This is a genomic window from Streptomyces sp. NBC_00086 (genome assembly GCF_026343255.1).
Taxonomy (GTDB): Bacteria; Actinomycetota; Actinomycetes; order Streptomycetales; family Streptomycetaceae; genus Streptomyces.
In genome coordinates this window covers 2,163,030-2,180,914 of sequence record NZ_JAPELZ010000001.1, presented here as the reverse complement: position 1 = coordinate 2,180,914, position 17,885 = coordinate 2,163,030, and the positions used below count along the sequence as shown (strand labels likewise).

At 72.2% G+C, this 17,885-nt stretch carries 12 protein-coding genes; 8 read left to right on the top strand and 4 right to left on the bottom strand.

Annotated elements, in window-relative coordinates; translation table 11 throughout:
• Positions 1–1,205 precede the first annotated feature (1,205 nt).
• Both OG276_RS09480 and eccE read right to left on the bottom strand, forming a co-directional pair.
• Positions 1,206–1,982: a hypothetical protein gene (locus OG276_RS09480; RefSeq protein WP_266904021.1), complete on the bottom strand. Its 777-nt coding sequence runs from the start codon at positions 1,980–1,982 to the stop codon at positions 1,206–1,208.
• Positions 1,979–3,262 carry a type VII secretion protein EccE gene (gene eccE / locus OG276_RS09475; protein ID WP_266904020.1) on the bottom strand — a complete coding sequence of 428 codons (1,284 nt, stop codon included), beginning with the start codon at positions 3,260–3,262 and terminating at the stop codon, positions 1,979–1,981. Before eccE ends, OG276_RS09480 begins: the two co-directional genes overlap by 4 nt.
• A gap of 261 nt (positions 3,263–3,523) precedes the next feature.
• On the opposite strand from eccE, the gene eccB reads away from it, so the two are divergent.
• The 4 genes from eccB (at position 3,524) to OG276_RS09455 (ending at position 7,323) form a co-directional block, all read left to right on the top strand.
• On the top strand, positions 3,524–5,137 hold the full coding sequence (gene eccB / locus OG276_RS09470; protein ID WP_266904019.1) for a type VII secretion protein EccB: 1,614 nt from the start codon (positions 3,524–3,526) through the stop codon (positions 5,135–5,137).
• A 29-nt stretch (positions 5,138–5,166) separates the two neighbouring features.
• On the top strand, positions 5,167–6,408 hold the full coding sequence (gene mycP / locus OG276_RS09465) for a type VII secretion-associated serine protease mycosin (RefSeq protein ID WP_266904018.1): 1,242 nt from the start codon (positions 5,167–5,169) through the stop codon (positions 6,406–6,408).
• Between the two features lie 215 nt (positions 6,409–6,623).
• Positions 6,624–6,968 carry a WXG100 family type VII secretion target gene (locus OG276_RS09460; protein WP_266904017.1) on the top strand — a complete coding sequence of 115 codons (345 nt, stop codon included), beginning with the start codon at positions 6,624–6,626 and terminating at the stop codon, positions 6,966–6,968.
• Between the two features lie 46 nt (positions 6,969–7,014).
• Entirely contained in the window at positions 7,015–7,323 is a 309-nt protein-coding gene (locus tag OG276_RS09455; RefSeq protein WP_266904016.1) for a WXG100 family type VII secretion target, read from the top strand.
• 93 nt (positions 7,324–7,416) lie between these two features.
• On the opposite strand, the gene OG276_RS09450 is transcribed toward OG276_RS09455, so the two are convergent.
• Positions 7,417–7,662: a DUF397 domain-containing protein gene (locus OG276_RS09450; protein ID WP_243337515.1), complete on the bottom strand. Its 246-nt coding sequence runs from the start codon at positions 7,660–7,662 to the stop codon at positions 7,417–7,419.
• 120 nt (positions 7,663–7,782) lie between these two features.
• Positions 7,783–11,760 carry a type VII secretion protein EccCa gene (gene eccCa, locus OG276_RS09445; RefSeq protein WP_266904015.1) on the bottom strand — a complete coding sequence of 1,326 codons (3,978 nt, stop codon included), beginning with the start codon at positions 11,758–11,760 and terminating at the stop codon, positions 7,783–7,785.
• Between the two features lie 238 nt (positions 11,761–11,998).
• Between eccCa and eccD the strand changes: the two genes are divergently transcribed.
• From eccD to OG276_RS09425, 4 genes are all read left to right on the top strand, one after another.
• Positions 11,999–13,504, top strand: coding sequence for a type VII secretion integral membrane protein EccD (eccD, locus tag OG276_RS09440; protein ID WP_266904014.1), 1,506 nt, complete (start codon positions 11,999–12,001; stop codon positions 13,502–13,504).
• 172 nt (positions 13,505–13,676) lie between these two features.
• Positions 13,677–13,964, top strand: a complete 288-nt coding sequence (gene rpsO, locus OG276_RS09435) for a 30S ribosomal protein S15 (RefSeq protein WP_243337509.1) — start codon at positions 13,677–13,679, stop codon at positions 13,962–13,964.
• A 296-nt stretch (positions 13,965–14,260) separates the two neighbouring features.
• Positions 14,261–16,483 (top strand): polyribonucleotide nucleotidyltransferase, encoded by a 2,223-nt coding sequence (locus OG276_RS09430; RefSeq protein ID WP_266912647.1) that lies wholly within the window; start codon positions 14,261–14,263, stop codon positions 16,481–16,483.
• Entirely contained in the window at positions 16,480–17,859 is a 1,380-nt protein-coding gene (locus OG276_RS09425) for a pitrilysin family protein (protein WP_266904013.1), read from the top strand. The genes OG276_RS09430 and OG276_RS09425 overlap by 4 nt, the downstream gene beginning before the upstream one ends.
• The last annotated feature ends 26 nt before the right edge of the window (positions 17,860–17,885 follow it).

Sequence of the window (17,885 nt, the reverse complement as noted above, 5' to 3'; positions counted from 1 at the left end):
TCCAGGACTGTGGCTTCTGGGCCTGTCCGCTCCGGGCCTGTCGGTCACTGCCACGCCCGTGCATGCTTCATTGGTTCCCGGCCCACCCCATCCGGTCCGCGGACTCCAGGTCTGCCGTGCCGGTCTGCTGGTTCTCGGCCGGCCGTGCGGAGCGTCCCGGTCCGGCAGATCACGGCTCGCCCGGTTCGGCTGGTCAGTTCCTGGTCCGGCCGTTCCGAGCCGGTCGGTTGGCGGCACGTCTGACCGCGCTCCGATCGTTCCCGGCGCACCGTTCCGGCGGACGGTTCCGGCGTGGCCGCCCCGGGTTGACCTGCTCCCGATCTGCCCTGGCCAGCCCGTTTCGCTCCGGCCTGCCGGTTCCCCGAACTACCGCTTCTCGGGCTGCCGTTCCCCGACCCCGGCGCTTCGCGTCCCGCCGGTCAGTGGCCCTGTGGGGTCCCGGCCCGTCGGCAGGCCGGTCGCGCAGTCGCGCAGGCGCTGCCCGCTTCCGATCCACTCGTCACGGCCACCGGCCTCCCGGACGGACCGTCCCGGCCACAGGCCCCCGGACCGCCGGTTCGTGGGAGTCCCGAGTGCCCGGCACGCGCAGAGCCGCCGACCGGCATCCCCGCGCCAAGATCCCTCGACCGGTACCTCCGGCGTGTCCACCCCGCGACCCGGGGTCCCTCGTGAGGCTGAACCTCGCGGCCCCCGGGCTCCGCTGGCCGGGCACCCGGGCCCCAGAGTTCCGCTGACAGCACCCGGCCCCCCGGGCTCCCCTGGCGGCCACCCTGGCACCCCGGCCCCTGGGCTCCGCTGGCCGGCACCCCGGGCCTTCCAGGCTCCGCTGGCGGCATTGCGGCATCGCGGCCCCGGGCTTCCATGGCGGCCACCCTGGCACCCGGCCCCCTGGGCTCCGCTGGCGGGCACCCCGGTACCTCGGGCTCCGCTGGCGGGCACCCCGGTACCTCGGGCTCCGCTGGCGGCACCGCGGCCCCGGGCTCAGCTGGCGGCCACCCTGGCACCCCGGCCCCCTGGGCTCCGCTGGCGGGCACCCCGGTACCTCGGGCTCCGCTGGCGGCATCGCGGTCCCGGGCTCCACTAGCGGCCACCCCGGCACCTCGGCCCCAGGCTCCACTGGCGGCCACCTCGGCCCCGGGCTCCCCTGAAGGCCACTCCGGCACCCCGGGCTCCGCCCGCCCGCCCGCCCGCTCCGTTTCCCCCGTTCAGTCGATGCGCCGCGCCGGCCCCAGCAGCCCCGTCTCCCCGTCCGTCGGCTGTGTCATCACGAACTGCCGGTCCCGCTCGGTGCACCACAGCGTGACCCCGTCGCCCAGCGTCGGCAGTGACTCCACCGCCGCCGCGGGCAGTCGCATCAGGCGGCCGAGCTGCTCCGCCTCGTCCGGGGAGACCCGCTGGATGCCGACCAGGGAGGCGTTGCTCACCAGGCGGGGGGCCGCCGGGCTCAGGTACGGGAGCAGGGTCAGGACCGACTGCCAGGGGCCCGCCGCCACCCGGCCCCGCGGCGGTCGCATGCCGCAGTCGCGGATCACCAGGACCGGACTGCCCGCCGACGCGCCCTGCGGCGGCACCCGGCCCACGTCGTGCAGGGTCACGCACTGCTGGCCCCCGCCCGCGGCCTGCGCCAGGCCGGACCACACCTGGCCGCGCCCGGTCTCCACCGCCACCCGCGCGCCCGTGGCGGCCGCCCGCAGGGCCAGGACCTGCGCCGTCCACAGGCCGCCAATCAGCGTGACCTCGTACGGCGTCGGCCGGTTGATGCCGAGGACCGCCGGGCGGCCCGCCGAGTCGACGCCGATGACGACCCCGTCGTCCCCGACCGGCAGCGCGAGCGCGTCCAGCTCCGCCGCCTGGACCACGTGCCGCTCCCGGCGCGGGCCGACCAGCCCGAAGCCGCCCCGCACCGAGCCAGAGCCAGGGCCAGAGCCAAGGCCAGGGCCCGAGTCCGTGCTCGCGCTCGATCCCGATCGAGAGCCCCTCATCGCGCTCCTCCCAGCGGCAGCGACGCCAGCAGCCCCGGCACCTGCTCCCGGTCCAGCCGCACCAGCCCGGCCTTGATTCCCCGGGCGGTCTGTTCCAGTCCGCGCCGTGCGGTGACCAGTTCCTCGTCGCTGCGCCCGGTGACCCGTACGTGCCCGGTCAGCGTGACCTCGTGCCGCGCGGCCGGGGTCATCGTCAGGCTGAAGTTCGTCGCCAGCGCCGGCAGCGAGGTCAACAGGGCGACGAACTGCGGCAGTCCGGCCCCGCTCCCGCCCAACTGGGGCCAGCGGCTGATCCAGTACGTGGTGTGCCGCCGGTCGTCGCAGCGCCAGGTCCGCGAGGTCTCCTCGGTGCGCCGTCCCGTGGCCGCCGACCGCCCGGCCTGGGTGATCGCCATCGGGTTCGCGCACGAGGAAGTGGCCAGCGCGCCCGTCAGCTCCTGCTCCGTGAGCACCGTCGCGCGGAACCCGGCCCCCGCGAGCCTGCTCGCCAACTGGTCCGCGACCCGCACCAGACACCGCTGCGCCCCCGGCAGCCCGCCCCCGCGCGCGGTGACCGCGTCGGGGCACAGCTCCGGATCCAGCTTGAGCGCGATCCACGTGAGGCGCACCGCCGGGCTCCCGGTCATGGCCTGCAGCGGGGCGTAGTTGCGCGTGGCCATCGACTGGGCCGGCAGGTGCGGCGCCGGCGCCGGCTGGGTGTGCTGCACGAGCTGCGCCGACTCCAGCCGGATGCCGTCCACTTCGAGGACGTCCCGTACGAGGGCCAGCGGCAGCGGCCGCGCCGCCCGGTCGGGCCGCAGCGCGGTGGCGTCCATGTCGACCTGGACCACCGCGGTCAGGAACGTGCCGTCGCCGACCATCCCGACGGGCCGCCGGTCACGATCGCGCTCCCGCTCGCTGAACGTGAGCGTCCGCAACGCCGGATCGGCCTCGACGAGCGGGGCCAGCCCCGGCTCCGTACCGGCCGGCACCGCCGTGGCGGCGGCCCGGCGGCGGCGTGCGCGCAGTGCCAGCGCACCGCCGATCCACTCGGGCAGCGAGCGCCGGTGCCTGCGTACGACCGCGAGCAGGACGAGGATCAGGGCGAGCACACCGGCCGGGGCCAGCAGCAGCGGCTCCACCACCCAGGCCGCCAACAGCGCCGCCGCGGCGACCTGGAGGAGCACGAGTTGTTGCAATCGGAACGGCCCGAAACGGCCCGGACCGGACTTCGGATGCGGCGTCACTCCGGCGCGCTCGGGTGCGGGCGCCCCGGTCCGCGGCCTCACGGCAGTGGCCATCACTCGCGCACCTCACCTTTCCGGGGTTCGTACCCCTGAGCCCCGGCAGCACGCGCGACAGCCGGCCGCTCGCCCCCGGAATCTCCTCAATCCGCCTCAACACCCCTGTTTCCCCCGGCCCGGAAGGCGTGGAGCGGCTGCCTCACCCTACCCGGCCCCCACCCACCCTCCGTCAAGAGGCATAGTAGGTGGCCGGTCGGACATACAGAGGCCCGGAGACCGTACCCATCGACCGGGCCGTGCGGGGAGAATCAGGCGGCCATGGCCTCACGACGTGACGAGCTCAACGCGTACACCTTTGCGAAGCGACGCACGGTGGCCGCGTTCCTTCAGCCTTCCGCGAGCGGGTCCGAGGAGGGCGCTCCGAGACCGCTGCGCGCCGTCCTGCCCGGTGTCATCACCGCGGCGCTCGTCCTCGCGGCCTTCGGCGCCTGGGGGATGTTCAAGCCGACCGCCCCCAAGGGGTGGGACACCCCCGGCGACCACGTCATCGTCGGCAAGGACTCGACGACCCGCTACGTCGTCCTGACCACCAAGGTCGACGGCAAGGACCAGACCCGGCTGCACCCGGTGCTCAACCTCGCCTCCGCACGGCTGTTGCTCGACCCGAACAAGGCCAAGGTCGTCCAGGTCGCGGACAAGGTGCTGGACGCGGGCAAGCTCCCGCGCGGTCCCATCATCGGCATCCCGTACGCCCCCGACCGGCTGCCCGCCCCGGCGGACGCGGGCAAGGCCAAGCGCTGGGCGGTCTGCCAGCAGCCCGGCGGCAACGGCAAGGGCGTGCAGACGGCCGCCTTCGTCCTGGCCGACCGCGAGGCGAAGCTGATGGACGACGGGCGCCGGCTCTCCGACTCCCAGGCCCTGTACGTCCAGAGCACCGGCCCGGGCAGGGCCCGCTACCTCGTCGACGCGGCGGGCTCGAAGTACAAGTTCCCCGACGGCACCGCGGACGCGCGCACGATGACCAACGCCCTCGTCGGCGGCAGCGCCGTCCCGCAGCCGGTCACCGAGGAGTGGCTGGCCACCCTCGGCTCCGGCGACGACCTGGCCTTCCCCGAGCTGCCGGGGGCCAGGGCCGGGACGGCCGCCGGGGTCAAGGGGCTGGCCAGCAAGGACGACAAGGTCGGCATGGTCCTGAAGGCCGTCACCGGTTCCGGCGCGCAGCACTACCTGGTGCTGCCCGGCAAGGTCGTCCCCGTCACCGACTTCGTCGCCTGGCTGATGATCTCCTCGCCCGCGACCGACCGGCTCGACATGCACGGGAAGGCCCACGAGGTGGACCTCCAGTCCATCAACCCGGACCGCGTCCCCTTCAAGGCCGGCGCGAAATGGCCGGAGAAGAAGACCGACCGGATCAACGAGGTCCGCGCAGGCGCCTCCGCCTCCGCCGCCGGTGCGGACGGCGCCCGCGACACGGTCTGCAGCGTGCTGCGCTCGGTCGACGCGAGGGGCGGCCAGACGCTGAGCACCTGGGCCGGCACCGGATTCCCCGTCGACATCACCGCCAGCGGCACGAGCGCCTACGTCACTCCGGGCACGGGCCTGCTCTACACCCAGGCGCAGGGCCGCCAGACCACCGCCGGCGGCGCCCTCTTCCTGGTCACCGACACCGGCCTGCGGTACGCCGTCCAGGCCAACGGCGACAGCGACGCGGCCCAGCCCTCACCCGGACCGAGCGCGAGCACCGGCGAGAACGCGGGCACCGGCCAGAGCGGGCCGGTCACCTCCGACGGCCGCCCCGCGCCGAGCCAGGCCCAGGCCCGGCTCGGATACGAGAAGGTGGTCCCGGTGACGGTGCCCATCGCATGGTCGGAGTTCCTCTCCAAGGGCCCCCGCCTCGACAGCAACTCCGCGCGTCAGCCCCAGGGTTCGTGATGCGGAGCAGAGCGATGCGGAGCACGGCGATGCGGAGCACCGCGATGCCGAACACGTCGAAGCCCGCCCTCGCCGCCCTGCTGGCGGCCGCCGCCCTCACGCTGGGCGCCGCGCCGCAGCCCTCGTACCCGCTGCGCCTCGCGGGCGCGGGCGAGTGCACCTTTCCGATGAAGAAGCAGATAGAGGACCGCCCCTGGGCGCTTCAGCGGCTACTGCTCGACGAGCTCTGGGCGGACACCAGGGGCCGCTCCAAGGACGGCAAGAGCGTCCGCGTGGCCGTCATCGACACCGGAGTCGACCGGGTCAACCCGCAGCTCAGCGGCGCCCTCGACATCGGTGCCGGCCGCGACTTCCTCGATGCCAAGGGCGACGGCACCGCGGACACCGTCGGGCACGGCACCAAGGTCGCCGGGCTGATCGCGGCCCGTCCGAAGCCCGGCACCGGCTTCGTCGGGCTCGCCCCCGAGGCCGTGATCATCCCCATCCGGCAGAACGACGGGCAGGGCAACGGCAACGCCCAGACGCTGAGCGAGGCCATCACGCACGCGGTGGCCAAGGGCGCACAGGTCATCAACATCTCGCAGGACACCGAGGTGCCGATGACGGAGGACTCCAAGCTCGGCCAAGCCGTCAAGAAGGCCGTCGAGGCCAACGTGGTCGTCATCGCCTCGGCGGGCAACGACGGCCTGACCGGGAAGAAGCGCCCCACCTACCCGGCGGCCTTCCCCGGCGTCCTCGCCGTGGGCTCCTCGGACCGCAACAACGAGCGCGCCGCCTTCTCCCAGCCCGGCACCTTCGTCGGGATCGCGGCGCCCGGGGTCGACATGGTCTCCACCGTCCCCGGCTTCGGCCAGTGCGTGGACAACGGCACCAGCTTCTCCGCCCCCTACGTCGCCGGGGTCGCCGCCCTGCTGCGCGCCAAGCACCCGCAGTGGACCGCGCAGGAAGTGATCTGGCAGCTCCAGAACACCGCCGAGCGCTCCGTCAACGGCCACGACGACTACGTGGGCTGGGGCGTGGTCGACCCGGTCCGCGCGCTCACCCAGTCCGCCGTGGGAGCCGAGCCCCCCAAGGCCCCCGTACCGGACCCCGGACCGCCCCGCGCGGCGGCCCCGGAACCGGCCGTGATGCACACGACCGAGACGGCGAGCGAACGCGACGAACGGCTCGGCACGTACGCGCTGGGCATCGGCGGCGTGCTCATCGCCGTGATCGCCGGGACCGCGACGGTGGTCCGGGACGCCCGGAACCGCAGGCGCCGTTTGCAGTGAACGGTCACGGTTCATCAACAGATCCCAAAGGGCTGTGTTGGGTCGGGCCGATCAACTGACTACAGTGTTCGGAGGCTTCACGACTGTGATCGGGGATTGTGCGTGAAGCGGAGGGGGACCCGGGGGCGCGTGGCTGAAAACCGCCCTCTCGAAGCACCGCTCCGCCGCGCGATCCGCCGGTTCTGTCTGGCGAATTGAGAGATGAGGAGCTTCGGATGACCAACAATTTCGGACTCGCTGATGACCCGGTAAAGCAGGCACTGAACAAGATTTCGGAGACCGCCGACAGCGTCACCCGGCAGTCCCGGGAGCTGGCGGACATCCTCGCCACCGTCGGTGCGGGCTGGACCGGTGTGGGTGCGTCGGGGTTCACCTCCGCGCAGACCGTCGTCAACGAGGACCACGACGAGATCCGTCGGCTGCTCGGCGTCCTGCACAACGCGGTCGGGCAGACCAAGAACCTGAGCAACGCGCAGGACGACGACGTGGTCTCGGCGTTCCAGTCGGTCAAGGCCGCCAGTGGCGGAGGCGGCAACACCTCCGCCCTCAACGGGATCTGACCCGCTTCCCCACCCACCTGCCCAGCCCCGAGCGAAGGAGAAGAGCATGGCCGCGAACGACGGGCACACCAAGGTCCAATACGAGAGCCTCCAGGGCATGGCGGACCGCATCCGCATCGTCTCGGACAACATCAAGAAGGACCTCGACGAGATGGGCGCCGCCCTGACGGTCGTCACCGACACCTGGGACGGCGAGGCGCACGCCCAGTACGTCGAGCTGCAGCGCAAGTACAACGCCAAGGCCGACCACATGCGCGCCCAGCTGCGCCAGGTCGCGGACCTCATCGAGCGCGGCAAGAACGACTACCGCGCCACCGACGTGAAGGCCTCGCGCCTGTTCACCGAGGCCTACTGAGCCGGACGGCGTGCCGCGCGGCACGTGACAGGAGGAGGGGGCGCGCCCGCACCGGGCGCGCCCCCTCCTCCGTCCACAGGGGCCGTACGGGCCCTAGCGCGGACCCCGGTCGAGATCGAACTCCCCGTCCCTGGCCCCGAGTACGAACGCCTCCCACTCGGCCGCGGTGTAGCGCAGCACCGTGTCCCGGTCCAGCGAGGACCGCATCGCCACCGCCCCCTCGGGCAGCCGGGCGATCTCGACCCGCTCCTCGTCGGGAGAGGTACCGGGCGGGCCCTCCCACTCGACGCCGCTGATGTCGAGCCCGTACAGCTCGTCCTTCTCCTGCTGAGTGCCCATGCGCGGCCTCTCCTTCGGTGGTGCGATCCCTGCCGATTATCGACGGTGACCAGCCGGGCGCGGGAGGCTTTCCGGAACCCTCCCGGGCCCCCGCCTCCACGCACCGGCCGGCGTCCCGCCCTACATCCCCGGCATCCGCCCGATCTGGATCAGCGAGGTCCCGCGCTTGCGCGAGACGAAGGAGGCCCGGCCCGGAGGCATGGGGCGCGGCCGCACGCTGCCGACCAGATCGCCCTCGGACGGGTCGCCGGACAGCACCACGCCCTGCGCGCCCAGCTCCTTGATCCGCTGCATGAACGGCTCGTACAGCGCCCGCGAGGCACCCGCCGAGCTGCGCGCGATCACGAAGCGCACGCCCGTGTCCCGGGCGAACGGCAGGAACTCCACCAGCTGCGCCAGCGGATTGCCCTGGCTCGTGGCCACCAGGTCGAAGTCGTCGATGATGATGAACACGTCCGGGCCCGTCCACCAGCTGCGGTCGCGCAACTGCTGCGGCGTGACGTCCTGCGGCGGCTGCCGGCGGGCGAACACCCCGGCCAGCGCCTCCATGTGCATCTGCAGGGAGCTCGCCATCGGCGCGTACTCCAGCAGGTGCTCCTCCGGCAGCGCGCCGAGCAGGCCGCGCCGGTAGTCGCCGACCACCAGGCGCGCCCGGTCCGGGCCGTAGCGCTCCGCGATCCGCTGCGAGATGAGCCGCAGCAGGTTCGTCTTGCCCGACTCGCTCTCGCCGAACACGAGGAGGAAGGGGTCGGTCTCGAAGTCGACGAACACCGGCTCCAGCTCGGTCTCGTCGATGCCGATCGCGATCCCGCGCTCCGGGTACTCCCCGCCCTTGGGGAGCTGGTCCGCGTGGAGCAGCCGCGGCAGCAGCCGTACGCCGGGGGCGGCCTGGCCGGCCCAGTTCTGCTTCACGGCGTCCACGAAGGCGGTCGTGGCCTCCGACAGGTCGTGCGCCGCGTGCGAGCCGTCGACCCGCGGCAGCGCGCCCAGGAAGTGCAGCTTCTCCGCGACCTGGCCGCGTCCCGGCATCCCCGCCGGGACGTTCGCCGCCACCTTGCGGTCGAACTCGGAGTCCATGACATCGCCGAGGCGCAGTTCCAGCCGGCTGAGGATCTGGTCCTTCAGCGCGGCCCGGACCTCCATGTACCGGGCGACCGTGATCACCACGTGGATGCCGTATCCCAGTCCGCGGGACGCGATGTCCGTGACGACCTGCTCCAGGGCCTCGTACTCGCCCCGGAAGCCGCCCCAGCCGTCGACGACCAGGAACACGTCGCCCCAGGCCTCCCCGGGCAGCTCGCCCGCGGCCCTCCGGCGCCGGTAGGTGCCGATCGAGTCGATGCCGTTCGCGCGGAAGAACTCCTCGCGCCGGCGCAGCACCCCGGCCACCTCCGCGACCGTGCGCCGCACCCGCTCCGGGTCCAGCCGGGACGCGATCCCGCCCACGTGCGGCAGTTCGGCCAGTGAGGACAGACCGCCGCCGCCGAAGTCCAGCCCGTAGAACTGCACCTCGCGCGGAGTGTGCGTCAGCGCGAACGAGGAGATCAGCGTCCGCATCAGCGTGGACTTGCCCGACTGCGGACCGCCGACCACCATCATGTGGCCCGCCGCACCGGAGAAGTCCCGGTACAGCACCTCGCGCCGCTGCTCGAAAGGCTTGTCGATGAGCCCGAGCGGTACGACCAGCCCGCCCGGCCGCGTGTACCCCTCCGCGTGCAGCCCGCGCTCCGCGCTCGGCGCCAGCGCCGGCAGCAGCTGGTCCAGCGGCGGAGCCTGGTCCAGCGGCGGCAGCCACACCTGGTGCGCCGGCACCCCCTGCCCCTCCAGCCGTCCCACGATCACGTCCAGCACCGTGTCCGCCAGCGCGTCGTCCCCGGCCCGCGCCTCCTGCTCCGCCCGCGCCGACAGGTACGCCGGGTCCGGAGCCGCGTACACCACCGGCACCGGCGCCGCCGTGAACAGCACGGGCCGCCGCTCCACCGGGAACAGCCCGACCGACAGGTCCGGGCCGCCCGAGCGGTAAGTACCCGAGACGTACGCCGCCTTGAAGCGCGTCATCTCGTCCGTACCGAACTTCAGGTAGCCCGAACCGGGCACCGACGGCAGGTGGTAGGCGTCCGGCACGCCGATCGCGGTACGCGACTCCGCCGCCGAGAAGGTCCGCAGACCGATCCGGTACGACAGGTACGTGTCGAGCCCGCGCAGCTTGCCCTCCTCCAGCCGCTGCGAGGCCAGCAGCAGGTGGACGCCCAGCGACCGGCCGATGCGGCCGATCTGGATGAACATGTCGATGAAGTCCGGCTTCGCCGTCAGCAGCTCGGAGAACTCGTCGATGACCAGCACCAGCGAGGCCAGCGGCTCCAGCGGAGCACCCGCCGCGCGGGCCTTCTCGTAGTCGTGGATGTTCGCGTAGTTGCCCGCGGAACGCAGCAGCTCCTGGCGGCGCTGCAGCTCGCCGCGGATCGAGTCGCCCATGCGGTCCACGAGCGTGAGGTCGTCCGCCAGGTTGGTGATGACCGCCGCGACGTGCGGCATCTGCCCCATCCCGGTGAAGGTCGCACCGCCCTTGAAGTCGGCGAGTACGAAGTTCAGCGTCTCCGAGGTGTGCGTGACGGCCAGCCCCAGCACCAGCGTGCGCAGCAGCTCCGACTTGCCCGAACCGGTCGCGCCCACGCACAGCCCGTGCGGGCCCATGCCCTCCTGCGCGGCCTCCTTCAGGTCCAGCATCACCGGGGAGCCGTCCTCGCCGACCCCGATCGGCACGCGCAGCCGCTCGCCGGCGGAGCGCGGCCGCCAGGTCCGGGCCACGTCCACGGCGGCCGCGTCGCCCAGGTTCAGCAGGTCGGTGAAGTCCAGATTGGCCAGCAGCGGCTCGTCCTCGTCCCCGCCGCCCGTCCGCAGCGGCGCCAGCTGCCGGGCCAGCGCCTCGGCCGCCGGCAGCGACAGGGTGTCCGGCAGGCCCTCGTAGGCGAAGCCCGCACCCGACTCCAGCCGCAGCCGTCCCGGCCGCACCACGACCGACAGCCCGCCGCGCGCCTCGTCCAGCTCGCCCGCCACCACCTCGACGACGGTGACCCCCTGCAGCCCCTCGGCAGCGGCGAACACCGAATCCGGCGGCACCAGACCGCCACGGGACCCCGAGTCCAGTACGAGGACCACGTGCGGCTGGTCCAGCACCGGGGTCCCCTCCCGGCTGAACCGGGGCCGCCCCTCCAGCCGGGAACCGAGCAGCCCCTCCACCTCCACGAGGTCGTCGCCGAACAGCCGCTTCGTGCCGGCCCCGTCGATCTGACCCGGAACCTGCGTGTGCGGCAGCCACTTCACCCAGTCCCACTCCGCCACCGCGCCCGGTGCCGCCACCACGGCCACCATCAGGTCCTCGGGGGAGTGCAGGGTCGCCAGTTGCGCCACGAGCGCCCGCGCGGTGCCCCGCGCGGACTCAGGCTCCCCGGAGACCGTCACGTGGTAGAACGCCCGCAACGACACCGCCATCGGCAGCCCGTCCAGCGAGGAATGCACCCGCAGGAACCGCTGCATGGCGCCGGCCGCCAGCGGCTCCAGCTCGTCCACCGGCGCCGTGTCCGGAGCCACCAGCGGGGTCGCCAGCCGCTGCGCGCCCAGCCCCAGCCGGGCCTGCCCGAAGTCCGCGTCGCCGACCCGCCGCTCCCACAGCCGCGAACCCTCGGCCACCACCGACCACAACTGCTCCGGAGCCGGGTGCAGATACAGCTGCGCGTCACGCTGGGCCCGCGCGGTCCTCCGTACCTGACGGCGGGTTTGAGCCAGGTACTTGAGGTAGTCCCGCCGGATATCGGCCATTTGCCCTTGCGTACCGCGCCGGTGCCGCATCAATTGGGCCACCAGCATGCCCACCGTCGACACCATCATCAGCACGCCCATGATGCGCATGAACGGCGCGGCACCCGGCATGAAGAAGAAGACGGCGGACGAGCCCATCCCGAGCATCGGGAGGAGCTGCATCAGCACGCCCTCCTGCTGCCCCCGGGGGAGTTCGGGCGGTGCCTCCAGCCTCAGTTCGTCCGAAGGCACTTCGGGCGGCAGCGACCGGGGCGGACGTTTGACGACGATCTGGCTCACCGGAGCATCAATCCCTCGAAAACAGACGGGACGTCGCAACCGGCGCCCTCAAGTCCCGGGCGCGAAGGGGGTCTCCTCCGCAGAGAGGTGATCCTACTTGCCGACAGTCATCGGCACTCCCGGTAGGGTGGCGCGCGCGGCATGCGCATCCGCGAATCGGCTGCGCACCGGCGGGCGGACCACCGTCACCGGCGCACCCGCACGCACACCAACGCACACACCCACCGGGGGGCATCAGGTGAACACCGCCGAGGCGACCGGCTTCCGCAGGGTCACCGTCGTGGCTCCCGACAGCCGCATAGACGTCGCCCTCCCCGAGGACATCGCCGTCGCCGACATCTACCCCGAGCTGCTGCGCCTCACCGGCCAGACCCAGCCCGTCGGCGCACCCACCGGCTTCCACCTGGTCCTGCGCTCCGGCACCGTCCTCGACGGCGCCCGCACCCTCGCGGCCCAGCAGGTCCTGGACGGCGAAGTACTGAGCCTGCGCCCCTTCGCGGACTCCCTGCCGCCCGCCGTCTTCGACGACGTCTCCGACGCCGTCGCCGCCGCCGTGGTGCGCGACCGCCACCGCTGGAGCGACGACATGCTGCGCGGCGCGGGCCTGACCGGCGCCGCCGTCCTCTTCGTCCTGCTCGGCTTCGTCCTCTGGTACGCCGACCCCGTCCTGCACGACATGCACGGACTGCCCGGCATCATCGCCGGCTCCGTCGGCGTGCTCCTCACCGCCGCCGCGGGCGTCCGCGCCCGGGTCTACCGCGACCGCGGCTCCGCCGTAGCCCTCGGCCTCGCCGCCGTACCGCACCTGCTGCTCGCCGGCTCCGGCATCATCGCCCCCGCCGCGGGCCAGGGCCCCGGCCGGCTCCAGTTCCTCCTCGGCTGCGTCTGCGTGCTCGTCGCCTCCGTCGCCCTCGTCGCCCTCACCCCCGACGGCGACGCACCCTTCGTCGCGGTCACCTTCCTCGCCGCCACCGGGACCCTGGCCACGTTCGCCGCGATCACCGCCGACGCCGGCGCGACCTCCGCCGCGGCCGTCTGCGCCCCCGCCGCCATCGGCCTCGTCGCCTTCCTCCCCGGCTTCTCCGCCCGTTTCGCCCGGCTCCCCATCGGCTACGCCGCCCCGCAGAGCGCCACCGCCGAGTACGAGACCCCGGACCGCTACGAGAGCGAGCCGTACGGTGAGCGCTCCGCCACCGACGGGCACGACTCCGGAGCCCCGCTCGACGCCGAGGCCATCGCCGCCCAGGCCCGCCGCGGCCACGAGATGCTCCTCGGCCTCGTCGGCGGCTGCGCGGCCGTCGCCGTCGGCTCCGCCGCCGTCCTCGGCTTCTCGGACAACACCTGGGCCCGGCTCCTGGCCCTGGCCACCGGGCTCGCCATGCTGCTGCGCGCCCGCCTCTTCCGCTACACCTCCCAGGTCGCCTGCGCCCTCGTGGCCGGCTTCGCCGCCCTCGGCCTGCTCGTCCTCGGTCTCGCGATGCACCCGCCGCTCGCCCTGCTCAAGGAGCTCGCCCTCTACGGGGACCACAGCGGCCTGGAGATCCGTACGCTCTGGCTCTCCGCCGCCGTCGCCGCCGGAGCGGCGCTCCTCGCCGGAATTGCATTGGTCATTCCCCGCAAGGGTCTGTCACCCTTCTGGGGGCGGCTCCTCGACCTCACCGAGGGGGCGGTCCTGCTCAGCCTGGTCCCGCTGACCCTGGCCGTGCTCGACGTCTACGCCAAGGCCCGGGCTCTCACCAGCTGAGACGAGGGCCTGCGGCAGCCTGGTAGTCTGTGTGACGGCCGTTTGTGTACGCGCCCCGGGAATCCTCCAGGGGCTGCGCTCAGCGGACCCCGCCTCCCGAGTTACGGAAGATCCCCAGAGAATTCGACCTGGGGCACTCGGTGGCTATGTAGACCTATTACAAGGAGTACGCGTGCCGCTCGACGCCGCAGTCAAGAAGCAGCTCATCGCAGAGTTTGGTGCCAAGGAGGGCGACACCGGCTCCCCCGAGGTCCAGGTCGCGATGCTGTCCCGCCGCATCTCGGACCTGACCGAGCACCTGAAGTCGCACAAGCACGACCACCACTCCCGTCGTGGTCTGCTGATCCTGGTCGGCCAGCGTCGCCGCCTGCTGCAGTACCTGGCCAAGAAGGACATCCAGCGCTTCCGTACGCTGGTCGAGCGCCTCGGCATCCGCCGCGGTGCGGCCGGCGCCAAGTAAAGACGCTGTGAAGGGAGCGGTTCCCACATTGAGTGGGCCGCTCCCTTTGCTGTACGTGCGCGACGTACCGGACGCTTTGTAGTCTGGAAGCGTCCACTTCTTAAGACGTGCACAACTGAAGAGGAGGAGCGCCCTCCCACGCCGCCGGTCCTCGGTAGTGGCATCCGGAAAGCCCGTACGGGGCTTCGCCCGGCTGCTTCGATCGAAGACCGGCCCGCACGCCAGGAGCGCTTCTCCGCAACCGTCCACCACCACACGGGTGGCGGACGGAGACGACGAAAATGGAGAAAACGCTAGTGGAGAACGAGACCCACTACGCCGAGGCCGTCATTGACAACGGTTCCTTCGGCACCCGCACCATCCGCTTCGAGACGGGCCGTCTGGCCCGCCAGGCCGCCGGCTCCGCCGTTGCCTACCTGGACGACGACACGATGGTGCTTTCCGCCACCACCGCGTCGAAGAAGCCCAAGGACCAGCTCGACTTCTTCCCCCTCACGGTGGACGTCGAGGAGCGCCAGTACGCGGCCGGCAAGATCCCCGGCTCGTTCTTCCGCCGCGAGGGTCGCCCCTCCGAGGACGCGATCCTCACCTGTCGCCTGATCGACCGCCCGCTGCGCCCGTCCTTCAAGAAGGGCCTGCGCAACGAGATCCAGGTCGTCGCGACGATCATGGCGCTCAACCCCGACCACCTGTACGACGTCGTGGCGATCAACGCCGCCTCCGCGTCCACCCAGCTGGCCGGCCTGCCCTTCTCCGGCCCGATCGGCGGCGTCCGCGTCGCGCTGATCCGCGGCCAGTGGGTTGCCTTCCCGACGCACACCGAGCTCGAGGACGCCGTCTTCGACATGGTCGTCGCGGGCCGCGTGCTCGAGGACGGCGACGTCGCGATCATGATGGTCGAGGCCGAGGCCACCGAGAAGACCATCGCCCTGATCAAGGGCGGCGCCGAGGCGCCGACCGAGGAGGTCGTGGCCGCCGGCCTCGACGCCTCGAAGCCCTTCATCAAGGTCCTCTGCAAGGCCCAGGCCGACCTGGCCGCCAAGGCCGCCAAGCCCGAGGGCGAGTTCCCGGTCTTCCTGGACTACCAGGCCGACGTCTACGAGGCCCTCTCGGCCGCGGTCAAGGGCGAGCTCTCCCAGGCGCTGACCATCGCGGGCAAGCAGGACCGCGAGGCCGAGCTGGACCGCGTCAAGGAGATCGCCGCCGAGAAGCTCCTCCCGGCCTTCGAAGGCCGCGAGAAGGAGATCTCCGCCGCGTACCGAGGCCTGACCAAGGCCCTGGTCCGCGAGCGCGTCATCAAGGACAAGGTCCGCATCGACGGCCGCGGGCTCACGGACATCCGTACCCTCGCCGCCGAGGTCGAGGCCATCCCGCGCGTGCACGGCTCGGCGCTGTTCGAGCGTGGCGAGACCCAGATCCTGGGCGTCACCACCCTCAACATGCTCCGCATGGAGCAGCAGCTGGACACCCTCTCCCCGGTGACCCGCAAGCGCTACATGCACAACTACAACTTCCCGCCGTACTCGGTCGGCGAGACCGGCCGCGTCGGTTCGCCGAAGCGCCGCGAGATCGGCCACGGCGCGCTCGCCGAGCGCGCGATCGTGCCGGTCCTCCCGACGCGCGAGGAGTTCCCCTACGCGATCCGCCAGGTGTCCGAGGCTCTCGGCTCCAACGGCTCGACGTCCATGGGCTCGGTCTGCGCCTCCACCATGTCCCTGCTGAACGCCGGTGTGCCCCTCAAGGCCCCCGTCGCCGGTATCGCCATGGGCCTGATCTCGCAGGAGATCGACGGCAAGACCCACTACGTCGCCCTCACCGACATCCTCGGTGCGGAGGACGCCTTCGGCGACATGGACTTCAAGGTCGCCGGCACCAAGGAGTTCGTCACCGCGCTCCAGCTGGACACCAAGCTCGACGGCATCCCGGCCTCGGTTCTGGCCGCCGCCCTCAAGCAGGCCCGCGACGCCCGCCTCCACATCCTCGACGTGATGATGGAAGCGATCGACACGCCGGACGCCATGTCCCCGTTCGCCCCCCGGATCATCACCGTCAAGATCCCGGTGGACAAGATCGGTGAGGTCATCGGCCCCAAGGGCAAGATGATCAACCAGATCCAGGAGGACACCGGCGCCGAGATCACGATCGAGGACGACGGCACCATCTACATCGGTGCCGCCGACGGTCCGGCCGCCGAGGCTGCCCGCGCCACGATCAACCAGATCGCCAACCCGACCATGCCGGAGGTCGGCGAGCGCTACCTGGGTACGGTCGTCAAGACCACCACCTTCGGTGCCTTCGTCTCCCTCATGCCCGGCAAGGACGGCCTGCTGCACATCTCGCAGATCCGCAAGCTCGCCGGTGGCAAGCGCGTGGAGAACGTCGAGGACGTGCTCGCGGTCGGCACCAAGGTCCAGGTCGAGATCGCCGAGATCGACTCCCGCGGCAAGCTCTCCCTGGTCCCCGTGATCGACGGCGAGGCCGCCGGCGACGACGCTGACAAGGACGACTCCGACAAGTGACGTCGCGTAGTTCCCGTGTGACGGCCCGCCCCTCTTCGGAGGGGCGGGCCGTCGCCCGTACCCAAACACTGCTCAAGGGCGCGAACGGCATCGGCACCGTCCGGCGCACGGTCCTCCCCGGCGGACTGCGCGTGGTCACGGAGACGCTGCCGTCCGTCCGCTCCGCCACCTTCGGGATCTGGGCGCACGTCGGATCCCGGGACGAGACGCCTTCGCTGAACGGCGCCACGCACTACCTGGAGCACCTCCTCTTCAAGGGCACCGAGAAGCGCAGTGCCCTCGACATCTCCTCCGCGATCGACGCGGTCGGCGGAGAGATGAACGCCTTCACGGCGAAGGAGTACACCTGCTACTACGCACGGGTGCTCGACACAGACCTGCCGCTGGCCATCGACGTCGTGTGCGACATGCTCACCGGCTCGCTGATCCTCGAATCCGATGTCGACGCCGAGCGCGGAGTCATCCTCGAAGAGATCGCGATGACCGAGGACGACCCGGGCGACATGGTCCACGACCTGTTCGCCCAGACCATGTACGGGGACACCCCGCTCGGGCGCCCCGTCCTCGGCACCGTCGACACGATCAACGCGCTCACCGCCGACCGGATCCGCCGCTTCTACAAGAAGCACTACGACCCCACCCACCTGGTCGTGGCGGCCGCGGGCAACGTCGACCACAACAAGGTCGTACGCCAGGTCCGCGCGGCCTTCGAAAAGGCCGGCGCCCTGACCCGCACCGACGCCGAACCGGTCGGCCCGCGATCCGGCACCAAGCGGATCCGCACCTCCGGCCGCGTCGAGCTGGTCAACCGCAAGACCGAGCAGGCCCACGTGGTCCTCGGCATGCCGGCCCTGGCCCGCACCGACGAGCGCCGCTGGGCGCTCGGCGTACTGAACACCGCGCTCGGCGGCGGCATGTCCTCCCGCCTCTTCCAGGAGGTCAGGGAGAAGCGCGGCCTCGCCTACAGCGTGTACTCGTACACCTCGGGCTTCGCCGACACCGGCCTCTTCGGCGTCTACGCCGGCTGCCGCCCCAACCAGGTCCACGACGTACTGCGGATCTGCCGGGACGAGCTGGACAAGGTCGCCTCCGACGGGCTCACCGACGAGGAGATCCGGCGGGCCGTCGGCCAGCTGTCCGGCTCCACCGTCCTCGGCCTGGAGGACACCGGCGCGATCATGAACCGCATCGGCAAGAGCGAGCTGTGCTGGGGCGACCAGATGTCGGTCGACGACCTGCTGGCCCGGATCGCGGCCGTCACCCCGGACGAAGTGCGCTCGGTCGCGCAGGACGTCCTGGCGCAGCGGCCCTCGCTCGCGGTGATCGGCCCGCTGAAGGAGAAGCAGGCGGCCCGTCTCGACGAGGCCGTCGCCTAGCCAAGGCCCCTCTCAGGAGCACGTCG

Coding starts and splice junctions, on each gene's coding strand:
- OG276_RS09480 (WP_266904021.1), bottom strand. CDS start 1,982: ATGAGGGGCTCTCGATCGGGATCGAGCGCGAGCACGGACTCGGGCCCT.
- eccE (WP_266904020.1), bottom strand. CDS start 3,262: ATGGCCACTGCCGTGAGGCCGCGGACCGGGGCGCCCGCACCCGAGCGC.
- eccB (WP_266904019.1), top strand. CDS start 3,524: ATGGCCTCACGACGTGACGAGCTCAACGCGTACACCTTTGCGAAGCGA.
- mycP (WP_266904018.1), top strand. CDS start 5,167: ATGCGGAGCACCGCGATGCCGAACACGTCGAAGCCCGCCCTCGCCGCC.
- OG276_RS09460 (WP_266904017.1), top strand. CDS start 6,624: ATGACCAACAATTTCGGACTCGCTGATGACCCGGTAAAGCAGGCACTG.
- OG276_RS09455 (WP_266904016.1), top strand. CDS start 7,015: ATGGCCGCGAACGACGGGCACACCAAGGTCCAATACGAGAGCCTCCAG.
- OG276_RS09450 (WP_243337515.1), bottom strand. CDS start 7,662: ATGGGCACTCAGCAGGAGAAGGACGAGCTGTACGGGCTCGACATCAGC.